At 49.3% G+C, this 20,804-nt stretch carries 9 protein-coding genes; 6 read left to right on the top strand and 3 right to left on the bottom strand.

The window, feature by feature from the left end; all coding sequences use genetic code 11:
- Positions 1-164: 164 nt before the first annotated feature.
- The 6 genes from HA050_RS06380 (at position 165) to HA050_RS06355 (ending at position 9,824) form a co-directional block, all read left to right on the top strand.
- A complete protein-coding gene (locus HA050_RS06380) occupies positions 165-1,136 on the top strand; it encodes a LysR family transcriptional regulator (protein WP_166823594.1) in 972 nt (323 codons plus the stop codon).
- 347 nt (positions 1,137-1,483) lie between these two features.
- Positions 1,484-2,875: an ethanolamine permease gene (gene eat / locus HA050_RS06375; RefSeq protein WP_205836327.1), complete on the top strand. Its 1,392-nt coding sequence runs from the start codon at positions 1,484-1,486 to the stop codon at positions 2,873-2,875.
- A gap of 633 nt (positions 2,876-3,508) precedes the next feature.
- Entirely contained in the window at positions 3,509-4,891 is a 1,383-nt protein-coding gene (locus tag HA050_RS06370; protein ID WP_166823589.1) for a glutamine synthetase family protein, read from the top strand.
- A 47-nt stretch (positions 4,892-4,938) separates the two neighbouring features.
- Positions 4,939-6,324, top strand: coding sequence for an aldehyde dehydrogenase family protein (locus tag HA050_RS06365; protein WP_166823586.1), 1,386 nt, complete (start codon positions 4,939-4,941; stop codon positions 6,322-6,324).
- Positions 6,325-6,722: 398 nt separating this feature from the next.
- Entirely contained in the window at positions 6,723-7,892 is a 1,170-nt protein-coding gene (locus tag HA050_RS06360; protein ID WP_166823584.1) for an iron-containing alcohol dehydrogenase, read from the top strand.
- Between the two features lie 474 nt (positions 7,893-8,366).
- Positions 8,367-9,824 carry a M81 family metallopeptidase gene (locus HA050_RS06355; RefSeq protein WP_166823581.1) on the top strand — a complete coding sequence of 486 codons (1,458 nt, stop codon included), beginning with the start codon at positions 8,367-8,369 and terminating at the stop codon, positions 9,822-9,824.
- Positions 9,825-10,136: 312 nt separating this feature from the next.
- Here HA050_RS06355 and HA050_RS06350 read toward each other — a convergent pair whose 3' ends face one another.
- From HA050_RS06350 to HA050_RS06340, 3 genes are read right to left on the bottom strand one after another with little or no spacing between them, the layout of a single operon-like run.
- Entirely contained in the window at positions 10,137-11,666 is a 1,530-nt protein-coding gene (locus HA050_RS06350; RefSeq protein WP_166823579.1) for a ShlB/FhaC/HecB family hemolysin secretion/activation protein, read from the bottom strand.
- A 19-nt stretch (positions 11,667-11,685) separates the two neighbouring features.
- Positions 11,686-13,065, bottom strand: a complete 1,380-nt coding sequence (locus HA050_RS06345; RefSeq protein ID WP_166823576.1) for a FecR family protein — start codon at positions 13,063-13,065, stop codon at positions 11,686-11,688.
- On the bottom strand, positions 13,049-20,725 hold the full coding sequence (locus tag HA050_RS06340; RefSeq protein WP_166823574.1) for a two-partner secretion domain-containing protein: 7,677 nt from the start codon (positions 20,723-20,725) through the stop codon (positions 13,049-13,051). The genes HA050_RS06345 and HA050_RS06340 overlap by 17 nt, the downstream gene beginning before the upstream one ends.
- Between the last annotated feature and the right edge of the window lie 79 nt (positions 20,726-20,804).

Raw genomic sequence — 20,804 nt, 5'->3', positions numbered from 1 at the left:
CTGGCGGGGGTAAGCATCCAAACCTGATCAATTTAAGCAAAGGGCATGATGTTTTTCGCAGGAGCGGCTTTAGCCGCGAGAGCTCTGTTTGTAAAAACATTCGCGGCTAAACGCGCCTGCGTTACGGATTTTAAGTACTGCTTTGATCCATCAAGAGGAATCCCATGGCCGCTAGCCCGATTGGTTTTGATCTGAAAAGCCTGGAAGTATTTGCCGCCATTGTTGAGGCTGGCGGGATGACGGCTGCCGGGCAGCGCCTGGGCATGACGCAATCGTCGGTTTCGCAAAGCATCGCCAATTTAGAAGCGCAATTGCATGTGCAGCTGCTGGATCGCTCGCAACGCCCGCCCATGCTCACCCCTTTGGGGCGTAAGTTTTACGAGCAGGCCGATCGTTTATTGGGCGATGCCCGCCGTGTCAGCCTGGAGTTCCGCCGCCAGGAAGCCACGCCGCTGAAACATGTACGAATTGCCTTGGTCGATTCTCTGGCCATCAGCGTGGGTAAAGAATTGGTGGCTGCGATTAAGCGCCGAACCGCACACTGGTCTATGGTCACCGGCCAGTCTCATCAGCATGCCGATGCCCTGCTTAACCGCCGGGTGGATATTATTTTGTCTGATGATGCCGTACCCAATCACCCCGAGCTTTTCCGCCGCCGCCTGCTGCGAGAGCCCTTTATTTTAGTGCTGCCGCTGGATTTCAAAGGGCCGGTCAGCAGCCTGCGAACTCTTGCCGCAGCACTGGATTTTATCCGCTACAACCCCTCCACCGTGATTGGCCGCACCATAGAAAACAAGCTGCAGGAGTGGAGCATTCATCCGCCATTACGGATGGAGCTGGATAATTCCTACGCTATTTTACAGATGGTAAAAGCGGGCTTGGGCTGGGCGTTAACCACACCGCTTTGCCTGCTGCAAGGTGGAATTAAAACGGGCGAAGTGCAATGTTTGCCCGTACCTGAGGGCGAATTTACCCGTGAGTTAACACTGCTGGCCCGCAATGGGGAGCTGGGTAATCTGCCCGACTTACTTGCCGACGACAGTATTGCCCTGATGCAAGAGCGTTATCTGCCTGTGCTGGCTAAGGCTGCGCCTTGGCTATTGCCTCGTATCGTACTGGGTGATCTTGCGCTTTAATGTCTCAGGTAAGCACCTCAGTCTTATTGCGGGCAATGGATAAAGCTTTTAAGCGCAGCGCTGTTGTTAATTAACCCATTAATTCTTTCTGTAGCTAAACCCCAAAAGTGAGAGATGAACTCTGACTTTTGGGGGTTTTTTATATCTGTTTATATGGGGAAAAGTAATTATTCTGCTAACAACTTGATTTTGAAAGACTATTGCTGCATCGCGCAAAGATAAGTGTAAGCAATAGTAATAAATAAGCTAAAACGATAGTTGTTGTCGCAGTAAATTCCCGAGTCATAAACTGACATCCAGCCTTTCAATGTATGCGTGTGCTTTCACTTTTTAATAAAGGAAACATCATGGCAGAAGTTAAACGGGAGTTAAAACGCTCGCTCAAAACCATACACCTGTGGGGGATTGCGGTGGGCCTGGTGATTTCGGGCGAGTATTTTGGCTGGAGCTATGGTTGGGATAAGGCGGGCACGCTGGGCTTTATGATCACCTCGCTGGTGATTGCGGCCATGTATACCACTTTTATTTTTAGCTATACCGAGCTGACCACCTCGATTCCCCATGCGGGAGGCCCCTTTGCCTATGCAAGGCGTGCCTTTGGCCCGACCGGGGGCTATATCGCCGGCATGGCCACCCTGATCGAATTTGTGTTTGCCCCGCCTGCTATTGCACTGGCTATTGGCGCTTATCTGGGCGTGCAGTTTCCGGGGCTGGATCCCAAGCACGCGGCGCTGGGGGCGTATCTGGTGTTTATGTTTTTGAATGTTATTGGCGTCACCATTGCCGCCACGTTTGAGCTTTGCGTCACCATTCTGGCGATTGTGGAGTTGTTGGTATTTATGGGCGTGGTGGCTCCGGGCTTTTCTTGGGCCAATTTTACGGCGCATGGCTGGTCGGGGGCAGATCAATTTAGTAGCACTTCCTATAGCGGCATGTTTGCGGCGATTCCTTTTGCGATATGGTTTTTCCTCGCTATTGAAGGTGCGGCTATGGCGGCTGAAGAGGCAGAAGACCCGCGAAAAACCATTCCAAGGGCCTATATCAGCGGGATTTTAACCCTAGTGGTGCTGGCTATTGGTGTGATGGTTTTTGCAGGGGGCGTTGGCGATTGGCGGCAGCTGGCCAATATCAACGAGCCTTTGCCTAAAGCCATGCAAATGGTGGTGGGGGCGAATTCAGGCTGGCTGCATATGCTGGTGTGGATTGGCTTATTCGGGCTGATCGCGTCTTTTCACGGCATTATCATGGGCTATTCACGGCAGATTTATGCGCTGGGCCGTGCAGGCTATTTACCCAGCGTATTAGCCAGCGTGAATCAGCGTTTTCAAACCCCGCACTGGGCGATTCTGGCGGGAGGCGTGGTGGGCGTGGCGGCTATTTATGCCGATTCGGTGATCCAGCTGCAAGGCATGTCGCTGACTGCGGCGATTATCACCATGTCAGTGTTTGGTGCCATCGTGATGTACATCATCTCCATGGCCGCGCTATTTAAATTACGCAGCAGCGAGCCTGATCTGGACCGCCCTTACTCTGTGCCTTTTTACCCGCTATTTCCCTGTGTGGCTCTGGCTTTAGCCTTGGTGGCTTTAGTCGCCATGATTTATTTCAACCAAACTATTTTCGCCATCTTTATCGGCTTTATGGCGGGCGGCTACGCCTACTTCCTCGCCACCCGCCAGGCCAGAGAAGACGCACCCCATGACGAAATGCTGCAAACGATGGGGGATGTGGTGAAGTGATGCCAAAACGAAGGCCAAAACCCAAATTTTGAACTACGGAGGCCACAGAGGACACGGAGTTTCACGGAGAAAAGCGTTTTGAATTGAGTCATATGTTTTGGGCTTATGTATTTTCACACTCAATCAAAAGTATTTTTATCAACGCTCGTGGCTTGGGGCTTTAAATCTCCCCTTGAAACACGCCGAAGCGAGGAACAAGCGGGGCTGGGTTTCGGCCAGAGAGCGAGGCAGCGAGCCAATCTTGCCCGCCGCCGACTCGATTGGACCGCAGCAGGGGACTTCGTGTTTTTGAGGTTGTGGCTTGGCTTCGTTTCTTGGCTACACAAGAAAGGAAGGTCCAGCGGGACGCCCGCACTTAAATCAACGTGCCGAAGGCGCTAAAAAGGTCTTTTTGTTTTTTATTAGTAACCGCAGCGAAGTGTCATGGCGGGTTACGGCCGAAATGAATCCGCGCTCTAATGGGTATCAAGAGCGGCCTAACCCACCCTGCGGTGATCTTATTCAATTTACAAGAGTTGTATAGATACTTATGCACGCGGGGGCTCCCGCACCTGAACACTGTGCCGAAGGCACTTAAGATTTAAGTCAGTGGGTAAATACCCACTCTCACGCACACCGCATCAGGGGATCAATATGCAAGCTCGTGAAGTGAAAACAATCGAAGATGCCATCGCCGTGGTCGAAGCCAGCGGGCTTTCTCATATCAAAGTGGGCATGTCTGATATCGATGGCGTGATGCGGGGGAAGTATGTTTCTAAAGAGAAATTTATTTCCATTCTGAAAGGCGGCTTAAGCTTCTGTAATGTGGTGCTGGGCTGGGATTCCAACGATCAGCTTTACGACAATGTGCAATACACCGGCTGGCACACCGCTTACCCCGATGCTCAGGCGCATATTATTCCTGAGAGCTGTCGCGAGCTGCCACTGGAAATGGTCGATGGCAAGCCGATGTTGTTTTTTCTTGGCGAGTTTATTGGCGATGCCGAGGCGATTTGCCCGCGCCAGCTTTTAAGCCGCATCGTTAAAAAAGCCGCGGATATGGGCTACCTGGCTTATTCCGCACTGGAATACGAATTCTTTGTGTTTAAAGAAACCCCCGAATCGGTTCGGGCCAAGAACTATCAAAACCTGATCCCCTGGACGCCTGGCTATTTTGGTTATTCCATTTTGCGCAGCACGGTAAACGCCGATTTTTATCATCAGCTGCTCAAACTCAGCGAAACCATGGATATGGGCATCGAAGGGCTGCATACCGAAACCGGCCCCGGCGTGCTGGAAGCCGCGATCGGCGTAGATGAAGCCAGTAGCGCAGGCGATAAAGCTTTCCTGTTTAAAACATTCTGTAAGGTGCTGGCACAGCAAAATAATTTAATGGCCACCTTTATGGCCAAGTGGTCGCATGAATTGCCTGGGCAAAGCGGGCATATTCATCTGTCTTTAAATGATATTAATAGTGGTAAATCGGTATTTTACGACCCTACTCAGCCGCACAATATGAGTAAAACCCAGCGGCATTTTCTGGCGGGTGTGCAGCGTTTGCTGCCCGAATTTATGGCCATGTTTGCCCAAACCGTAAATAGCTATACTCGCTTAGTACCGGGCTATTGGGCACCGCTGGATGCTACATGGGGCCTGGAGAACCGCACCACAGCACTGCGCCTGATCCCCGGCTCGGCTAAATCGCAACGCATTGAAGTACGAATTGGCTCTGCCGATGCTAATCCATACTTGGCACTGGCCGCAGCCTTAGGCGCTGGCCTGTACGGGATTGAGCATGAGTGGGAGCCGGAAGAAATGGTGGCCGGCAATGCTTATACGCAAACCTTTCCCGACCGCTTGCACCTGCCTGACTCACTTGGGGAAGCGGCAAAACGCCTCAAAACATCCGAAGCCGCCCAGGCTTTATTTGGCACGCCCTTTGTAAATCACTTTGCTGCAACGCGGGAGTGGGAAGAAAGAGAATTCCGAAAACACGTAACGGATTGGGAATTAAAGCGCTATTTTGAAATTATCTAAGGTCGAAAAGATCTTTTTAAAAACCATTCCACCCACTTGGAGTAGCTATGCCTGAACTGATTACGATTAGTCCTATCGACGGTAGCGAAGTGGCGCGGCGGGCATATGCCGATGAGCACCATATCGTGGCCACTTTGCGCCGTGCCAAGATTGCACAGCGGGATTGGCGGCAGGTTTCTCTGGTCGAGCGCATGGCCGTGCTGAGCCGCGCGGTGGATGCTTTTTCCGCCAATAAAGAGGCGATTGCCGGGGCGATTACCCGTCAGATTGGCCGGCCGGTTCGCTACAGCCCCAATGAAGTGGCCGGTTTTGATACCCGTGCGCGGCATATGATGGCGATTGCGCCTGAGGCGCTGGCTGATATCCGCCCGGCGCCCATTGATGGTTTTAACCGTTTTATCCGCCGCGAGGCGCTGGGCGTGGTGCTGGTGGTCGCACCGTGGAACTACCCGCTGCTGACTGCGGTGAATGCAATTATTCCGGCCTTAATGGCGGGTAATACGGTGATCTTAAAACACTCGGCCCAAACCCCGCTGTGCGCCGAGCAAATCCACGCCGCTTTTGTGGCTGCCGGTTTGCCAGCCGGCGTATTCCAGTATTTGCATACCGATCACGCCAGCACGCAAAAGCTGATTCAGGCTAAAGAAATCAAACATGTTTGCTTTACCGGCTCGGTAGCGGGCGGCATCGCCGTGGAACAGGCTGCTGCAGGGCGCTTTATTGGCGTGGGCCTGGAGCTGGGCGGTAATGATGCGGCGCTGGTGCGTAGTGATGCCGATCTGGCCCATGCCGTGGATACGCTGGTTGATGGCGCGTTTTTTAACTCCGGGCAAAGCTGCTGCGGCACTCAGCGCATCTATGTGCACCAGTCGGTGTATCAGGAATTTGTCGACCGGGCACTGGCGCTGACCGAGCAATATGTGCTGGGCAATCCGCTGGATGCTGCCACTACCCTCGGCCCTGTGGTGCGGGTGGCCGCTGCCAATGCGGTGCGCGCGGTAGAGGCCGATGCGCTGGCCAAAGGCGCAAGCCAGATTGTCGATACCCGCCGCTTTGCGCTGGATGACGGTAAAGGCGCTTATCTGGCGCCGAGGATTTTTACCGGTGTGAATCACCAGATGCATCTCATGGCCGACGAATGCTTTGGCCCCGTGGTGGGCATCATGCCGGTGAAAAACGATGAAGAAGCCATCCGCCTCATGAACGACAGCCCTTATGGCCTGACTTCCGCCGTATTTAGCAGTGACGAAAACGCAGCACTTAGCCTGGGTGATCAGCTGGAATGCGGCACCTTTTTTATGAACCGCTGCGACTACCTGGACCCGGCTCTGCCCTGGACCGGCATTAAACAAACAGGGCGGGGAGCGACTTTATCGGTGCTGGGGTATGACTATCTGACAAGGCCGAAGTCGTTTCATTTGAAGCAAATGTAGTAGGAGTTTTTCTGTGTGTTAGAGGCGAGTTTTAAGTTTTTTCTTGGATGAGGGGTAATTTTCTGCGTGCTAAACAAAATCAAAAAGATCTTTTTAGTGCCTTCGGCACCTTGATTTTGGAGCGGTAGCCACCGCGGGGGCGTTCTTTTCTTGAACGGCCAAGAAAAGAACCAAAAGAAGGCCGCCCCACGAAACACGAAGGCCCCTCATCTGCGGACAATCGAGCGGCGGCTGCGGAACTCGCTTCGCTCAGACAGTCCTCGCCGAAACCCCGCCCGCTTGTTCCTCGCTTCGGCGTGTTTCAAGGGGACACTTACAGCCCTATGCAAAGAGCGTGGTTCTTACGTTTTTTTATTGTTTGCGGAAGTTGAAATCAACCCTACTTAATAGGTACTTAAATGAATCTCGACCACTACACCGTAAATTGGAATTACCCCACCAATGTGAAATGTGGCGTGGGGCGGGTGCAGGATTTGCCGCAGCTGGCGCGATCTTTGGGTATTAAAAAACCGCTGCTGATTACCGATCCGGGTTTGGCCACCTTATCGCCCGTACTCAGCACCCTGACTTTGCTGGATGGAGCTGATTTGCAGGCAGGCTTGTTTCACCAGATTAAGGGCAACCCAACCGGGCAGAATGTGGCCGATGGGGTGGCTGCTTATCGGGAGGGTGGTTTTGATGGCGTGATTGCGCTCGGTGGCGGATCGGCTTTGGATGCGGCCAAGGCGGTGGCGATGATGGTGGGCCAAAGCGGGCCGCTTTGGGATTATGTGGATGAAGGCGACAACTGGCTGAGGATTAAAACCGAAGGAATGGCGCCCCTGGTGGCGATTCCTACTACGGCAGGCACAGGCTCTGAAGTGGGCCGGGCTTCGGTGATTACCCATGAGGCGGAGCACGCTAAAAAGATTATTTTTCACCCGCGTATGCTGCCAGCGATTGTGATTTTAGACCCGGTACTCAGTACGGGCCTGCCCGCTAAACTGACTGCGGCTACCGGAATGGATGCACTTAGCCACAGTTTAGAGGCTTACTGCTCACCGTTTTATCACCCTATGGCCAGCGGGATAGCCCTTGAAGGTATGGCACTGGTGCGCGAATGGCTGCCGCGTGCCGTTGCCGATGGCACAGATCTGGAGGCGCGGATGCAAATGCTGGTGGCCTCCAGCATGGGGGCAACGGCGTTTCAGCGCGGACTGGGAGCGATGCACGCACTGGCCCATCCGCTGGGCGCACGTTTCGATGCCCATCACGGCATGCTCAACGCCATTCTGATGCCCTATGTTTTAAAAGCCAATCAGGCCGCAATTGATGAGCGCATCACCGCCGCCGCCCGCTACTTAGGCCTGCCCAATCCTTCATTTGCTGCGTTTTTAGACTGGGTGCTGCGCCTCAGAGAAGAAGTGGGCATTCCGCATACGCTTAAAAGCATAGGCATAGCCGAATCCTGTCTGGAAACCATTGGTACAGAAGCCGTGGCCGATGGCTCGCACGGCACCAACCCGATTCCGTTTACTCCGCAGCAATATCGCGGAATTTGCGCGGCGGCTTTAGATGGATTGTTGTAGAGGTTTGGGGTGTGCATTCAGATATTGCGTTGCCAAACCCAAATCTTTAAACACTGAGTTTCACGGAGAAAAACAAGCCTTGAATTATGTTGTTTTCTAGGTTTTAAGTATTTCAAAACCCAGTAATTAGGATTCGTATCGCCGCTAGTCGCACGGGGCTTAAATCTCCCCTTGAAACACGCCGGAGTGAGGAACAAGCGGGACGGGGTTTCGGCAAGGGAGCGAGGCAGCGAGCCAATCCCGCCCGCCGCCGACTCGATTGTCCGCAGCGAAGGGGCCTTCGTGTTTCGTGGGGTGGCCTTCTTTGGCTTCGTTTCTTGGCCACACAAGAAAGAAAGGTCCAGCGGGACGCCCGCACCTAAATCAATGTGCCGAAGGCACTAAAAAGATCTTGAGAATTTTCTTTATGCACTCTGCTCAGCCAGTTCGCGGACGTCCATATACAGATCTAAACATCACCCCACTGGAGCAGGTATGCAGCGTATTGCGGTAGCGGGTATTCAGCATGAAACCAATACCTTTTCCAGCATGCCCACCACGATGGCTCATTTTATTGAGGCCGATGCCTGGCCGGGCCTGACTCAGGGTGAGGCGGTTTTGGCTGCGGTGGCGGGGGCTAATTTGCCTTTGGCGGGGGCGGTTGCTGCGCTGGAGGCTGGAGGCTTACACGTTTTACCGCTGCTCTGGGCATCGGCCAACCCCAGCGGGCGGGTGGAGGATGCGGTGTTTGAAGCGCTGTGGGCGATGTTTGAGGCTGCGCTGTTAAGTGCCGGGCCTCTGGATGGGGTGTATTTAGATTTGCACGGTGCTTTGGTGACTGAGCGCTATGAAGATGGCGATGGCGAATGGCTACGCCGTACTCGTGCATTGCTGGGAGATCAAATCCCCATTGTCGCCTCGCTTGATTTTCATGCCAATGTCAGCCCATTAATGGTGAATTCGGCCAGTGCCTTGGTCGGCTATCGCAGCTATCCACATGTGGATATGGCCGAAACCGGGGCAAGGGCGGTGGGGTTGTTGCAGCAGCTGCTGGCCGGAGAGCCGCTGCATTCAGCTTTTGTACAACTCCCTTTTTTGATTTCCATGCCATGGCAATGTTCTTTAATTGAGCCGGTGGCCAGACTGATGTATGCGGCAGAGCAGGCTGAGACGGGCGATATTTTGAGCGTGAGTTTCTTTCCTGGTTTCCCTTTAGCCGATGTGGCTGATGGGGGGCCTAGTATTTTGGCCTATGCCAAAAACACCTGTCTTGCAGAGACGACCGCCCAAGCTTTGGCGCAAAAAGTGCTTGCGGCCGAGCCGGAGTTTGCGGGCCGCCTGTGGCAGGTGGATGAGGCGCTGAGCTACGCCAGGCAGTACACAGGCCAGGGTAAAACCATCATTTTGGCTGACACCTGTGATAACGCAGGCGGCGGGGCAGGCAGCGATGCGGCAGGGATCATTAGCGATGGCTTAAAGATGGGCATGCCCGCCATGGTGGTTGGCATACTTTGCGATCCAGCCACGGCGCAGGCCGCACATAGTGCAGGTGTTGGCGGGGTTTTATTGCGGGCGATAGGCCAGGGAAGAAAGGCCAGTGGGGAATGGCGGGTAATCAGTTTGGGCACTGGGCAGTTTGCGGCCACCGGGCCCTTTTATGCGGGCTGCCAAATGGATTTAGGCCCTATGGCCTGCCTGCAATACCAAGGGCTGACCGTATTAGTGAGCAGCCGCAAGCAGCAGGCGGCCGACCAGGCCATGTTTCGCCATCTGGGGGTAGAGCCTGATCAGGCGGAAGTTTTGGTATTAAAAAGCAGCGTGCATTTTCGGGCTGACTTTGGCGCAATTGCCTCAGAGATTTTAGTGGTTGAGGCAGAAGGCGATCATGTGGCCGACCTAAGCCGCTTGCAATATCGGGTATGCAAACGCCGGCCAGCGAGTCGGGATAAGTGAAGGCAAAAGATCTGCAGGCACAGAGATCGGGAAGAACACGGAGCACTCTGAGAAAACCAGACTATGGTTTTAGTTAATCTCAATACGTATATCACGTGGCCGTTTTGTCAGAGAGTTAAATCTTGAACCACAAAGAGCACAGAGAAAACCAATGATTTGATGGCTTTCTCCGTGTCTTTGTTTTACCCGGTGGTTCATGATTTTGGTGAATGATTAAGTGCTGGCATCTTGATAGTCAGAAAGCGGTTTTAGCTCGTTTTTTTGGTTTTCACAGTGATTTCTGTGTCTGCAGATCTTTTTGACCATCACCCATCAGTACTTCAAATAAAACCCTAAATGCCCGAAGCTTTCGCCGCGCTCAATCTTGGGTGAGCTGCTGCCGTCCACGATATAGCCCCAGTCTGCACTGATTAAGCCCCAGTCCTGAATTTGCCAGCGTAATCCAAGGCCCACGCTGCTGAGCGCTTCCTGGCTGCTTGATCCGGCATCGGGGGAGCGTCTGTGGATGGCGCCTGTATCGATAAAGCTGAGCAGGCGTAAGCCTTCATAAATTTTTGGCGTGCTGATTTCTATTGTGCCTTGCACACCGCTGTCCCCCGTTGCGCTGCGGTCGCTCACGCCGCGTAAAGAGTTATTGCCCCCTAATGCAAACTGCTCCCCCGCGATAAGGGCTTCATTTGAAAACTGGCCGCTTAGCTTCAGGCTGGCTTGCCAGTCGCCTGCAAAGCGATACAGGCCTTCTGCCTTAGCGTGCCATGACTGCCAGTTGCTGTATGCGTCTTTGCGGTTGGCCTGATAGGCTTCATCATCATTACCCACGCCTGATGGCAGATTGTGTGTGTAATCAAGACCAAAATTGATCTCGATGTCTTCACTTTGCCAGTGGCCGTTATAAGCCAGAGTCAGCGGGCGGCTTCGTACATCGGGGCTGAGCTGGCCAACACCGGATATATCTGTGCCCCTGAATAATTTATCGTCGATTGCGGCTTCGATTTGCGAGCGGTATTGCCCTTGCGGGGCCAGGTAGTGGGTATAGCGCAGCCCGCCGGATTCACCCTTCCCTGTAATGGTTAAGCCTTCGCCCAGACTGCCGGAATCCACTTTGGATTGCGCATAATAGGCAGACAGGCTGCCGCCCAGCTGATACAAGGGCCAGCGGTAGAAAACACCATACTGACTTACATTATCGGGCTGGCTGGGGGCGGTGGAGTAGCTGACTGTGGCAACATGATCGCTATTAAATAAGTTGGCGTGCTGTAAACCTAAAGAGAGGCGTAAGCGGCCGTTATCATCCGAGCCAGAGTTATTACCAGAAACAAAAACGCTCCAAGGCTTTTGCTGCTGGGTATCAAGAATGGCTTCAATGCTGTCTGCATCGCCTTCTTTAAAGGTGAGGGTGGTTTGTTTTGCCGGGTTTTCATTGGCAATAACCAGCTGTGTGGTCATGGCCTGAAAATTAGGTGAGCTGTCTTCCTTAAGGGCTGGCAGGCTGTTTCTCTGGTTTTCTTCATCAAAAAAAGTGTTGTTTTTGATGCTCACTTTACTGAGTTTAAAGCTCAGTACTTCCAGAGTAATCGTGCCGCTCACTTCCTGAGGCGGCAGGGTGACGCGTAAAAAGCCGTGCCCCCGATCTCTTAATACGGATTCAAAAGTGCTGGCAGCTTGCTGCAAATCACTGAGCGAGCGGTTTTTGCCCAAATAAGCTTGTAATAATTGCTGACTTTCATCATTAGAAAGTGGGTTTTCACCTCTTACATTAAAGGCACTCACATTAAAAAGAGGCTCTTCGGCCCATACAAAGCCTGAAATTATGCTGGCGAGTAAACAAAGGCGAAATTTCATAAGGTGAAGGAGCTCTTGTTTATTTGACCGCACCCGGTTTGCAGCCAAGGTTTGAGGGAATGCCGTTTTTGCTAAGAATGTCACGCAGTGGAATCTTTACAATGCCGATGGGTGTTTTATCAAACTCAATAAATACAGGTAGCTCGCGTAAGCGAATTGGGTTGTTCTTATTTGAAAACCCTGTTTCGTCTTTCCCTAAAAATAGCACTTGCTGGCTTGTGTTGTCAGTAAGACTAACATTGCCGTCACGAACGTGTACATAGAGCCCAGGCATATCATTACTGCCTTCGCTTTGACCAAATAAGAGCTGCAGATCAACAGGGATAGTATCTGGCCGTGGCACAGGCATATTGCCAAGTCCGGCTGGTGGTGTGGCAGGGCGGATAATGCCGGAGATGCGGATCAAAACCGTCTCACCAGGATTAAGCTGCTGAACAGGGCCATTTACAGGGCTGACAGTGATGCGGCCTTCCCATACATAAGCGCCAAAGCCATCCATGCCGGGTAAGGCGGGATCTGCACAAGCGGCTGTGCATTCAAAATCGACCCCTGTGCCGCGTATACCAATCGTGGCGCTTTTGGTGGTGTATTGCACTGCATCGGGTTTGGCTTTGCCAATTAAGCCCGTTAAAGCGCGTAACCCCCCCTTAAATAAAGAGAGGCCAAAGCTGCCTTCCGCGGGTGCTGTGGCTTTGTATTCAAAGCGATCAATCTGCATTTGTGTGTCGCTGCGCAAAGACACCTTGCCCCCGTCCCTGAAGGCCAGTACCAGCGCACCATCGGCGGTGGTTTCAACCCGCTCGCCCACATACACTGCGCCGCCCTGCACCAGCATGCGTAATACGCCTTCCTTGTTTCTGGCATTGGCTTTACCCGACAAGCTGACAACACGGGCAGCGGCAGCTACTTCAATAGCCTTGTTTTGCTGAGAGGGCGCCTCTTTTGCTTCTTGCGCGCAATCGCCTGTACAAAGCCTTGCATCAAAATCAGTACCGCGAATCCCGATCGTGGCGCTGGAGGTCTGAATCTTAGCGGCTGTTGCAGATTGCTTGGAAATTAAGCCGGTAACCGCTCGCAGGCCGCCTTTAAACAGGCCCAAAACCATGCCGTCTTCACGCCCTGCCTGACCAAAGGCAAAGCTGTCGATTTTCATTCTGGTATCCGGGCGCACCGTAATCTGGCCACCATCATTAAACTTCAGCACGGCGTGGCTATTGGGCGCGGTAATGATTTCATCGCCTTCATTTAAAATCGAGCCTTTACCAATCAGCTTAAGCCCGCCACTTTTACCCTGCGCCGAAGCTGCGCCCTGCACCGAAGCCACTTCGGCCACAATGGCCGCATAGCTTGGCACTTGCAGTAAAAAGATAAGAAAAAAGAGCTTAAGGGCAGTTGGCATCGTCTTCTCCGGCAACGCGTATGGTCTCTTTGGGAGGTTCAAGCTCTTCTGGTTTTTTGGCTTCAAAGGGTAATTGCCCGGTGCCAATAATTTGGAAATGGCTTTGCTGATCCTGGTTTTGCAACACAATAATTTTAACAATTTGCTCAACTTGCTCTGGGCTTGCAGTTAAGGGCAGATTATTCAGCAAAGGCGAATCCAGATTTTTGCCAATTTTATTAACAGCGCCCGTGGTTTGAATTTGATCGGGGCTGATATTATTGCTGATGGTTCTGGCGCTGCCATAGCTGATGGCACCCCCGCTGGCCGAAATCGCTTTCACACCTTTGGCGACCTGAATAACTGCCGCATCGACAGAAATCTCACCCGTTGTCCCTTTTACTCCCCGCTGAGCGCCTGCCCGTGCACCATTATTGCTGCCCGAATTTAATTGGGCCTGTGTGGCGCCTGCAATTAAGTTAGCATTTTGAATAAATGTATCATTTGCATTTACTTTGATGTCGCCTGCAGCAATCAGATCTGTATTCTGAATAATATTGTCATTATTCGCGCCGGTATCCCGGCTGGTGAGTTTTATTGTGCCTGTTGATTTAAATGAACCGCTGTTTATCCTTAAAACACCTTTACTCAGCAATGAAGTATCATCAGCAGAGAAGGGCGAAATAACGCTGAGCGTACCCTGGTTATCAATTAATACACTACCCTTGCCATTGATTGCCTGAACAGTAAGGTCAGTATTATTTAGCAATGAAATATCACCACTGCTGCTGGCTGAAAATTGGGAGATACTATGATTTCCCTTGTCTAAAGAAATTTGATTTAGTCCAATACTTTGCAAGGAATTTGTTTTTATTTTTGCCTGGCTGCTGTCTATAATCGAATTTGCTTTCAGAATAACAGTGCCGCCTTGCAGCTGATCATTTAATTTTAATGTATCTGCTGAATTAATATTTACGCTTTCACCGCTAACAACACCAGCCAGATCAATTGACTTGCTGTTGCTGAAGTTGATATTTCCCTTGCTTTTTAGTCCGGCTGTATCAAAGGTGTTATTGTTTTGTAAATCAATTCCCAGCTCAGCATCGGCAACGAATGTGGTGGCAGAAAGCTGCGCATCACTGGCCTCAGTCAGCTTGCCATTTAATATTTTAAATTGCAGTTGTTTGGCACTGATGTTTCCTTTTATATTTAAATCCCCTGTGTTGTTTATTTTTATATCGCCATTACTACTACTTCCTTCTAAAGCCAGTGCCTTATTATTAACCAGGCTGATATTTCCACTGTCGCTGATTAGTCTTGCCTGATCTATAACATTCTCTTTTTCAAGTGTGATATCGCCACTGGCTTTTGCATTAAGCGTTTTGCTGCTGATGACTCCTGCACCAGTCAGATTGCCTTTTGTGCTGATACGTAAATTAGCATTGCTGCTTGTTTCTCCTAAAGTGAGTGCCCTGGCATTATTAATTGAAATGTCGCCTGCTGCACTGCTTAAACTGGCTTGATTAATTGTATTTTCATTATCCAGCTTAATTCCTTTTCCGGCTGTGGCGCTTAAGTTATCTGTGCTGAGTATGCCACTTGCAAGACTGATGATTGTTCCGCTATTTGCTTTAAGGCTTATATTTTTCGCAATGATTCCATCGTTTATACCCAGATTGCCGTCTGTACTGATCTGCAGCTGGCCAGCTGTATTAATAGCACCTAAAGCAAGTGTTTTGGTGTTGGCAAAAACAATATCGCCGCTGCTGGTGGGGGAAAAAATATCAACAGTATTGGCCTCCCCAAGATTGATGCTGGCAGATTGCGCATTAAGGCTTTTTGCATTAATGACTCCTCCCGCGGTCTGGCGAATATCACCTGTACTATTTAAAGTTAAACTTCCATCCCCAATCGAAAATCCACTAATCAGCATATCACCCGTTTTATTACCTTTAGCGTCACCAATAATAATACTGGCAGATTTAATACGGCTTAAATCGCTGTTGTTTAACACAAACCCGGTATCTGACTGACTATTGCCGCCTAAAAATACTTTGACATTATTGTTGCTTAGCGGGGTATAAAAAAATTCACTGCCTTCTATTTGTGCCTGGGACCCCATTGCCAGCTTGTCGGAAACAAAACTGATATTTTTACTGTTAATTTTATTGTTAATTGTTATGCCGCCAGCAGCTTGTAACCTGGCCAGATCCGTGTTGCTTAATACACCATCGACTGCTATTTTTCCATCGCTGTTTATTTGCAGGTTTTTTGTACTGATCTCCTGCAGAGAAAGATCTGTTTTATTTTTTAATGAAAAAATGCCCGCCGCTGAAGCAGATACTTTATTTATAGTATGAGTGGCGTTATTTAAAATAATGTCACCTGCTGATTTTATGACGACATCGCCCATCAGCTGGGCCTTGCTATTGTCACTGACAGAGCTGCCACTGATCTCTGATTTATTAGCGTTGAGTGTCCCTCCTATAAGCAGAACCTCACTGTTTTTTATTTTAAGCTGGTTGGCAATTACATCACTTAAAAATAAAGCGCTATTGTTATTCAGCGAGATATCCCCAGTCTGGCTGGTTAAAATGGTCTGGCTTATTTTGTTGCTGTTTTCAAGTTTTATACCACTATCAGCATTGATCGCTAGTTGTTCTGTATTTATGGAGCCGTTTGCTATTTCGCTGACATTACCACTTGCATTAAAGGCAACAGACTGAGCGGAAATTTGCTCATTGACTCCAATATTTCCTTTGGAATTAATCGCTAATAATCCTGATGTTTTTATTGCGCCAAGGGCAAGTGTGGTACTGTTTGAAAAGAAAATATCCCCATTACTGACAGGTATAAACTGATCAACAGTATTTTCTTCAGTCAGTTTTATGCTTGCCGCCTGAACATTCAGTGTTTTGCTGATTAGTTTGCCGCCGTTGCTCTGGCTGAGTGCGCCGCTGCTATTAATAAATAAATCAGCACTTCCAGTGTTAAACCCTTTAATTTGAGTGTCGCCTACTTTATTTCCCTTTGTATCGCCAATGATGATTTTGCTGGCTTTTATTCTGTCAAAATCACTTTGCAAAAGCTCAATACCTGTATTAGTTTTTGTGCTGCCACCCAGGCTCACTTTTACCGTGTCTGCCGTTATAGGAGTATAAATAAAATCTGTAGTATCAATTTTTCCCTGTGAGCCCATATTAAACTGATCGGTTTTTAAATTTATATTTTTACCCGTAACCGTATTATTAATACTAATCCCTGTGCCTGATTGCAGCTGGCTGATGTCCGTGCTGCTAAAGCTGCCATCTGTGCTTAATTTACCTTCATTGCTAATATTTACACCATTAGCTTTTATTTCTAAAAGAGACAGTGCACCTTTATTTTTTAATATTAAATCGCCACTGGTTGATGCGGCCAGTGTGCTCAAAGTATGGGTGGAATTATTAAGAACAATGTCACCCGTGCTGCTGATTTTTGCATTACCGGTCAGCGTGGCTGTCGCACTATCGCTCATGCTTTTTGCTGTTATATCAATTTGGCTGGCGCTTAAGTTTCCTTTTAGTACTAATCCTTCGCTATTAATTAATTTAAATTGCTCAGCGCTTGATTGCTCTAAAGATAATACTTTGCCGTTGTTGAGTGAAACATTGCCTTTTGTTGTTTTGAGTGAAGCGCTGTCGATCGTATTGTTTTTTTCCAGAGTGATGCCTGTTGCTGCCGTTGCATTTAATTTATTGCTGTTTATTACTCCAGTGCTTAGCTCGCTGATGCTGCCTGCCGTGGCACTGATGGTACTTGTTTTGCTAAGGATCGATCCGCCTAAAGTAATATCGTTTTTATTTGCGCTAAGTGTTGCAGTGTCTGCATTTATTATGCCGTTTAATTCTAAGTTTCCTGCATTAATGGTGCTGGTGCTGCTGTTTATTTTTCCACTTTGGCTGAACTTATTTGTGGTATTGAATATGGCAGTGCTCACATTAATTGTATTGCTGGTATCAATATTATTATCGCTGCTTATATTTGCAGTGTTTGCTGTTAAGGTGTCATTCAGTAAAATGCTTCCTGCATTACTGACTTTTACGTCACCAGAGCCAGTATTAATTACGCCAAGTGTGAGTGCCTGATTATTATTTAAATTAAGGCTGCTGCCACTTATGGCGGCTTTACTGATTTGATTTGTTTTATCAAGTGCAACTGCGCCCGTTGCTGTGATATTTAAGTTGGCTGCGGTAATGCTGCCGCTGCTTCCCTCGCTTAAGTTTGCCGCTTTCAGATTGATTGTGCTGGTATTTGTTGCTGATAATTCCCCGTTGATAAGTAAATCACCAGCAATATTTAAATCAATGTTTCCGTTGCCCTTCAGGCTGCTTACTGTCAGCGCTTTACCATTTTTAATTGAAATATCGCCAGAATTATTACTGGCGCTCAGGGTGTCTGTTTTATTATCTTGCCCAAGGCTGATTGCATTTGCTGATGTGGCTGTTATTTTGTTTGCTGTAATAATGCCGCCGCTTTGGCTGATACTGCCCCCTGTTGTATTCAGGGTTAAATTTTTTGCTGAAATGTTTTTATTGATAACAATATTTCCGCTGGAGCTTGCATTTATATCATTACTGCTGACTAATCCATCCGTATATCCTACAAACCCAAGATTAAGTATGCCGGAGTAATCGATATTAATATCGCTGCTTGCATTCAGTGAAATACCATCGTTGAATACATTACCCGTATTAGTCAGAGTGATGCCGGATCCTTTGGCCATTAAGCCTTTGGCTTTTATGCGGCCGCTCTGATTAATGCTGCTCATTGAATATATTTCTAATACTGTATTCGGGCTGGATGTGAGTAAATCGAGGCTTGCTATATCAACGGCCCCCATCTGATATGAGGTACTGCCTACCTTAATGGTATTGGCCGTGATATTTTGAAATTCATTCTGAGTGATACCAAAACCACTGCGGCTGGTGCCGCCTATTTGTACTGATGTGCCCGATGTAACGGGCAGCAAAGTGACTGTGCCTCCGCTGGCGGCCAGGCTGCCATAGACGGCTCCTTCTGTATTGTCGGTAAGATTAATATGATCTGCTTGCAGGGTTATATTTCCCGCAGTTATTTTTTTGTCACCACTTAAGCTGGATGTAGGAATGGTGATTGATTTATTGGCTGCCGTGGTGATGATCCTGGCATTTGCGGTGCCGGCATTGACTTCTATGCCTGAAAAAGTAACTGACCCGGAATTTTCAATTGAAATTGCACCATTATTTGTACTTACACCTTTTAAGTCAGAGATATTACTTGTACTGTCGCCACCGCTGCGGCCGGTACTGCTGTCTGTAATAAGCGTTAAATCAGTATTGTTTTTAAGTGTAATACCTGCTCCGCTTGAGGCCGTTTTAGCAGTCAGCCTGGCAATGCTGTTATTGCTGTTATCTAAATTGATATTGCCACTGCTTGTGTAAAGAGACAGTGATGGAAAGTTAGCATTTGTTGAAAGAGTAATGGCTGCTGACTGGCTGATATTGCCATTGTTTTCAATCCAGCTTTGGTTGCCCATTTTGCTGCTGCTGGTCAGGTCCGGATGGGCTACTATTTCTAAAGGCTTATCATTTTTTAAATAGACCGGGCCTTCACTTTTGCTGCTGAATTGATCAATCCGGTTCGCTACTTTTCCTAAATCAATAATATATGCAGAGCCAGTAGGGGCAGGGCTTAGTGTTGATACGCTTAAATGGCTGGCTGTAATATAATTGGTGCCAGAGTGCGATGAAGACTGGCTTATTCCTGTTTTGCCATAGATGCTTAAATTTTTGCCTGTGCGATCGATGGCTTGCTTGATAGTAACCGTATTATCTGTTTTAAACTCCAGGTTGCTGGTACTCAGCTTAGCAAGTGCTGCAGTATTCAGCTGCATTTTGCTGTTATCTGTTCCATCGTCAAACTCTATTTCACCTAATGCTTTAATTGATATTTTTTTATTGCTGCCACTGGTAATGGTGCCGTTTAAAGTAAGGCTTAATGCCTCAAGGCTTATATTGCCATTTGTGGTGATGGCTCCTGTTTCAATTGCATTTTGCGCTGTTTTTAAAATAATATCGCCTGATCCATTATTTGTAATGGCGTTATATATTGCAGGCTCTGAAGCAACTGTTGTCGTAATGCCTTTGCTTTCCGGATAACCATTACTTGCATCCAGTGTTAATGAACGGCTTGAATTGTAGGTGTATGAGGTGGCAAGGGATATGGTGCCGCTTGATTTTACCGTTACATTATTATTAGCGAGTGCATTATCAATATCGCCCGTTAAAACATAGCTGCTGTTTTGCTCTGAACTATTGTCAAATACGCCCAGTGCATCACTACTGGTAACGGGCGTGCCGGTTGTGGCGATGGTGATATTGTTGGGGTCCAGCAGTAGTGTTCCGGCTTTTCCCGCTGGCGCAGAGGTATCTGCTTTGGCTTTAAAATCTAAATAGTCTTTTCCTGAAGTTTCAATCAGCCCGCCATCCCCGCCCAAAGCGCCGCCTTTGGCGCTGATCCTGCCGTTAACCCGGGTTGTTTTGTCAGCCCAAACGATGACTTTGCCGCCATCCCCATTTGCAAGGGCGTCTGCACGTAATGTACTGTCTGCGCTGGTGTAGCTGGCTTCTGAATTGGGGATGAGATTGTTTTTACCCTGGTAATCTCCGCCTACTAAAATACTGCCGCCTGCCTGCTGTCCGCTGGCGTCAATGTCTGCGTGGTCAAACACGCCTACATGTCTGCCAAGCAACTGCACCTCTCCACCCTTTAGCCCAGTTGCACTGATCTGGCCACTGGCAAGCAGAGTGCCTGCCGGCCCTGCATCGAGTGTCACTTGCCCGGCCACTGCGCCACTGGCATCGATGCGGCTGGCGGAGCTGGTTTCTATTTTATCGCTGGCGCGAAGTAAAACCTTGCCGCCAACCTGCTCGGCGCGAACAGCACGGATATCGCCGCTGTGTTTTAAGGTGCCCGCAAACAGGCCAACGGCATCGCCTTTTATTTGGCCCAGATTAATTACACTATCCATGGGGGCTTGTAAGGTAAAGCGCAGGCCTTCAAGGCTCAGGCTGACAATCTCAACCGACTTGCCAGCTGCAAGTACCACATTTCCGTTGCTGGCTTCGATCAGACCCGTGTTTTTAATATCGGGGGAGATCAGAAAAACATCGCCGTTCTGGCTGCGTATCATGCCTTCAACGGCGATTTTTCCACCCTCGCCATTGAAGCGATAACGGCCATTGATAAAGTCGTCATTCTTCATATCGAGCGTGGATGCCACAAAGCCAGCGGTATCAATTCGGGCGTCTTTGCCGACCAGTAGGCCGTTGCGGTTAATCAGAAACACGCGGCCATTTGAGCTGAGCTGGCCCAGAATTTGCGATGGATCGATGCCGCTAACGCGATTCAGCACGATGCTTTTGGCGGATTCCTGCTGGAATCGTGTTGCCTCGTCTTTGGCAATATTAAATTTTTGCCACTCGATAATTGCGTTGGGCGTGTTCTTAATGGTGAGCATTTTGCCCACCTGCTGAATATCTGCCGAGCCATGAATGATTTTTGCATTCTCAGGATTAGCGAAGGCCGGCGCACCCATCAGCAGCGGTAAGGCGCTTGCAATTGCAAGTACTAAGGGGCGTAAAGGAAATTGCGGCTTCATTTTAGCCTCCGCTGTTATGGGGAAATGTAATCGCTTAATTCTAGTTTGTGATATGCCTTTTACCAGTGGCATCTGATGA

It is taken from the genome of Iodobacter violaceini, assembly GCF_011601265.1.
GTDB lineage: Bacteria > Pseudomonadota > Gammaproteobacteria > Burkholderiales > Chitinibacteraceae > Iodobacter > Iodobacter violaceini.
The sequence above is the reverse complement of the archived record's forward strand: the minus strand, read 5'-3'. Positions and strand labels throughout refer to the sequence as shown.